The organism is Tardiphaga sp. (genome assembly GCF_044340795.1).
Classification (GTDB): domain Bacteria; phylum Pseudomonadota; class Alphaproteobacteria; order Rhizobiales; family Xanthobacteraceae; genus Tardiphaga.
Map to the genome: position 1 here is coordinate 1 of NZ_JBIISY010000354.1, position 4,553 is coordinate 4,553.

At 61.4% G+C, this 4,553-nt stretch carries 4 protein-coding genes and 1 pseudogene; all 5 read right to left on the reverse strand.

Going from position 1 to position 4,553, the window contains the following annotated elements:
* A pseudogene (gene cysW, locus ACIQ17_RS31090) lies at positions 1 to 505 on the reverse strand (sulfate/thiosulfate ABC transporter permease CysW); the annotation flags it as partial.
* 15 nt (positions 506 to 520) lie between these two features.
* Positions 521 to 1,354 (reverse strand): sulfate ABC transporter permease subunit CysT, encoded by an 834-nt coding sequence (gene cysT, locus ACIQ17_RS31095; protein WP_398473344.1) that lies wholly within the window; start codon positions 1,352 to 1,354, stop codon positions 521 to 523.
* Positions 1,355 to 1,381: 27 nt separating this feature from the next.
* Positions 1,382 to 2,383, reverse strand: a complete 1,002-nt coding sequence (locus ACIQ17_RS31100; protein ID WP_398473346.1) for a sulfate ABC transporter substrate-binding protein — start codon at positions 2,381 to 2,383, stop codon at positions 1,382 to 1,384.
* Positions 2,384 to 2,528: 145 nt separating this feature from the next.
* Positions 2,529 to 3,041: a DUF934 domain-containing protein gene (locus tag ACIQ17_RS31105; protein ID WP_398473347.1), complete on the reverse strand. Its 513-nt coding sequence runs from the start codon at positions 3,039 to 3,041 to the stop codon at positions 2,529 to 2,531.
* Positions 3,028 to 4,553, reverse strand: a 1,526-nt coding sequence (locus ACIQ17_RS31110; RefSeq protein ID WP_398473348.1) for a nitrite/sulfite reductase, incomplete at its 5' end; no start/stop codon positions are given. The genes ACIQ17_RS31105 and ACIQ17_RS31110, both read right to left, overlap by 14 nt.

A 4,553-nucleotide genomic window follows, 5' to 3' on the forward strand; every position in this document is an offset into this window, starting at 1 on the left:
TCAGCGCACGCACCACGAAGGGGAATGTGACGAAGGTCGTCGCCAGCACGATGCCGGGCACCGCGAACAGGATTTGGATGCCGTGGCTTTGCAGCCATGGCCCGAAATAGCCCTGCCCGCCAAACAGCAGCACGAAGACCAGACCCGAGATCACCGGCGAGACCGAGAATGGCAGATCGACCAGCGAGATCAGGATCGTCTTGCCGGGGAATTCGAACTTTGCGATTGCCCACGCCGCGATCAGGCCAAAGACGAGATTGAGGCTGACCGAGATCGCCGCGATCAGCAGCGTGAGGCGGATCGCCGCCTGCGCTTCCGGATCGATCAGCGCGCGAAGGTAAGCCTCGAAACCGCGTGAAAATGCCTGGCTGAACACCAGCACCAGCGGCAGCACGATGAGGACGATCAGGAACAGGATCGCCAGTGCAATGATGATCGCGCGAATCCAGCGCGGCTCGGTCAATGTCGGGCTGCGGGCGGGCTGCAGCGGGGATGATGGGGGCATGATCGTCATGGCGCGCTAGGACTGCACCACGCGGCTCTGCGACCAACGCTGGATGCGATTGATGGCAAAGATGACGATGAAGGATGCCAGCAGCATCACCACGGCAATGGCGGTGGCATCGGCATAGCGAAATTCGGACAGGCGGATCACGATCAAAAGCGGTGCGATCTCCGAAATATTCGGCAGGTTGCCGGCAATGAAGATCACCGAGCCGTATTCCCCGACGGCGCGGGCGAAAGCGAGGGCAAAGCCGGTGAGCATCGCCGGCAACAGGCTCGGCAGGATCACGCGCCAGACGGTCTGCCAGCGGCTGGCCCCCAAACAGGCAGCGACTTCCTCGATCTCCTTGTCGATGTCCTGCAGTACCGGCTGCACGGTGCGCACCACGAAGGGAATGCCGATGAACACCATGGCGACAAAGATACCGATGGGCGTGAACGCCACCTTGATGCCGAGTTCAGCCAGTGGCGCGCCGAGCCAGCCCTTCTGCGCGAATAGCGAGGTCAGCGCGACACCCGCCACAGCCGTGGGAAGCGCGAACGGAATATCGACGATGGCATCGAAGATGCGGCGGCCGGGAAAGCGGTAGCGTGTCAGCGCCCAGACGATCACCATGCCCGCGACCAGATTGACGATCGCGGCGAGGAAGGCGAGGCCGAACGATGTCTTCAACGCGTTGAGCGTCCGCCGGCTGGTGATGATGCCCCAGAACTGATCGAACGAGAGTTCAAAGGTCTTGAGAACCAGCCCGGCCAGCGGGATCAACACGATGACGGACAGCCACGTCAGTGTCAGGCCCATGGTGAGCCCGAATCCCGGCAGCGTGCGTCGACGTCCAACTGCGCTCACACTGCCCCCTGCATGCGCGTCGCCGGATCAGTTCTTGTAGATCTGATCGAACACGCCACCTTCGCTGAAATGGACCTTCTGCGCTTTGGTCCAACCACCGAAAACATCGTCGATGGTGAACAGTTCCACCTTAGCAAAGGAATTTTCGTATTTCTTGGCAATTTCAGCATCGCGCGGACGGTAGGAATTGCGCGCTGCGATTTCCTGACCTTCCTTGGTGTACCAGTATTTCAGGTAGGCCTCGGCAGTGGCCCGCGTGCCTTTCTTGTCGGCGACGGTATCGACCACCGCAAGCGGTGGCTCGGCCAGGATCGACTGCGGCGGGGCAACAATCTCGAACTTGTCCTTGCCGAACTCCTTCTGGGCGAGGAACGCCTCATTCTCCCAGGCCAGCAGCACATCGCCGACGCCGCGCTCGACGAAGGTGACGGTTGAACCGCGTGCGCCGGTGTCGAGCACCGGCACCTGCTGATAAAGGTCAGCGACGAATTTCTTCGCCTTGTCCTCACCGCCATATTTCTTCAGCGCATAGCCCCAGGCCGCGAGGTAATTCCAGCGCGCACCGCCCGATGTCTTCGGATTCGGCGTCACCACGCTGACGCCCTTCTTCAGAAGATCGTCCCAGTCCTTGATGCCCTTGGGATTGCCCTTGCGGACCAGGAACACGATGGTCGATGTGTAAGGCGCGGCGTTCTGCGGCAGCTTCTTCTGCCAGTCCTCGGCAATCAGCTTCTTGCCCGCGATGGCGTCGATGTCATAGGCCAGCGCCAGCGTCACCACATCCGCCTGCAATCCATCGATCACCGAACGCGCCTGCGAACCCGACCCGCCATGGGATTGCTTGATCTCGACGCTCTTGCCGGTCTCCTTCTGATAGGCCGCGGCGAAGGCCTTGTTGAAATCGACATAGAGTTCGCGCGTCGGATCATAGGACACGTTGAGCAACGAAACATCAGCCGCATAGGCGGAGCCTGCGAACAACAGAGACGCGAGCACGAGAGCGGAGCGGCGGATCATGAAAACCTCCATTGGCGGGCGGCAACAGCGCCGTCAGGCAACGCAGCAAGGTTCGAAAAGTTGAAGCTCGAAGTCAACGAAACCAGATTTCAATGATCATGCGATGACGACCGCAATGTGCCACGGGAGAGGCCTCCCGTGGATGCGACATTTTCTGCTACGGCGTATTCGCCGCGTGTCGCGATTGCATGCGCCGGTGCAGTGCGGTGATCCGTCCATCGCCGGTCGGCTGATAGAACACCGTGTAGCGCTTCACCGTGGCAGCGAACGCCTCCGCATCCGCATCCTTCCTGACTTCGAAACTGTCGAAGCCCGCACGCAGCATCAGAACGAACTGATCGCGCAGCACCTGCCCCGTCGCACGCAATTCGCCCTTGTAGCCGTGGCGCTCGCGCAGCAGGCGCGCCTGGCTATAGGCGCGACCATCGCGGAAGGTTGGAAACACCAGCGCCACCACCGACAGGCGATCGAGGTAAGGCACCAGTTCATCGAGATCGCGATTGTTCGGCCAGATCACACCCGTGCAGCTGTTGCGCTTCACATAGGCTTCGGGATCGGCAAGGAAACGCACCGCCGGGATCAGCGCCGCGCCATCGGCCGGGATCTCCGCATCGTCGCCGACATGGATATAGGGGTCGGCAATGATCGCGCCCTTTTTAACGAGTGGCATAAACGCGCTCCTTGAACGGCTCGACGCCGAGACGTTCGACGGTCTGGTAAAACAACTCATCCGGCCGCGCCCGCAGCGCCAGATAGGACTCGACGATATCCTCGATGACATTGGCGACGTCATCATAGGGCACTGCAGGGCCGATCAGCGTGCCAACCACCGCGCCTTCATCGGCGCGACCGCCGATGGTGATCTGGTAGAATTCCTCATTGTTCTTCTCGACACCGAGAATGCCGATATGGCCGACATGGTGGTGGCCGCAGGCATTGATGCAGCCGGAGATGTTGATGTGCAGCCGGCCGATCATGTCCGCGAGGTCATGATTGGCAAAGCGGCGCGTCAACTCCTGTGCGATCGGGATCGCGCGCGCATTGGCGAGCGAGCAGTAATCGAGGCCGGGGCACGCGATGATGTCGGTGATCAGGTTGACGTTCGGTGTGGCGAGCTGGAGCTTGTCGAGCTGGCGCCAGAGCGCCGGCAGGTCGCGCTTGGCGACATTCGGCAGTGCCAGGTTCTGCTCATGGCCGACGCGAATTTCGCCGAACGAATACTTGTCGGCGAGATCGGCGATAACGTCCATCTGCTCGGCGGTCGCATCGCCGGGCGGGCCACCGATCGGCTTCAGCGACAGCGTGACGATGGCGTAGCCGGGCTGCTGATGCGCCGCGACGGAATTCTTCAGCCAGCGCTGGAATTGCGGATCGGCCGATGCGGCAACCAGTTCGTCCGGCGTATCGGACAGCACCTCATAGCCGGGATAACGGAAGCGCGCGCGGATATCGGCGACCACCTCGTCGTCGAGCTGCAAGGCGCTGTCGCGCGTCGCCAGCCATTCCTCCTCCACTTCCGCGGCGAATTTCTCGATGCCGAGCTCATGGACGAGGATCTTGATGCGCGCCTTGTAGATATTGTCGCGCCGGCCATACTGGTTATAGACGCGCAGGATCGACTCCACATAGCTGAGGATGTCGCGGCCTGCTACGTACGGCTTGATCACCTTGCCGATGAACGGGGTGCGACCGAGACCGCCACCGACCAGCACCTCGAAGCCGGTTTCGCCCGCGTCATTCCTGAGAATGCGCAAGCCAATGTCATGCACCTTGATCGCCGCGCGGTCATGATCCGACGCCGTGATCGCGATCTTGAATTTGCGCGGCAGATAAGTGAATTCCGGATGCATGGTCGAATATTGCCGCAGCAGCTCGGCCCAGATGCGCGGATCCTCGACTTCGCCCGGCGCCACGCCGGCCCACTGATCGGTGGTGACATTGCGCACGCAATTGCCCGAGGTCTGCATCGCATGGATGCCGACCAAGGCGAGATCCTCCAGCGCATCAGGCAGATCGGCGAGCTTGATCCAGTTGAACTGGATGTTCTGGCGCGTGGTGAAGTGGCCGTAACCGCGATCATATTTGCGCGCGACATGGGCCATCTTGCGCAGCTGCGGCGCCGACAGCGTGCCATAGGGGATGGCGACACGCAGCATATAGGCATGAAGCTGCAGATAGACGC

Coding starts and splice junctions, on each gene's coding strand:
- ACIQ17_RS31100 (WP_398473346.1), bottom strand. CDS start 2,383: ATGGAGGTTTTCATGATCCGCCGCTCCGCTCTCGTGCTCGCGTCTCTG.
- ACIQ17_RS31105 (WP_398473347.1), bottom strand. CDS start 3,041: ATGCCACTCGTTAAAAAGGGCGCGATCATTGCCGACCCCTATATCCAT.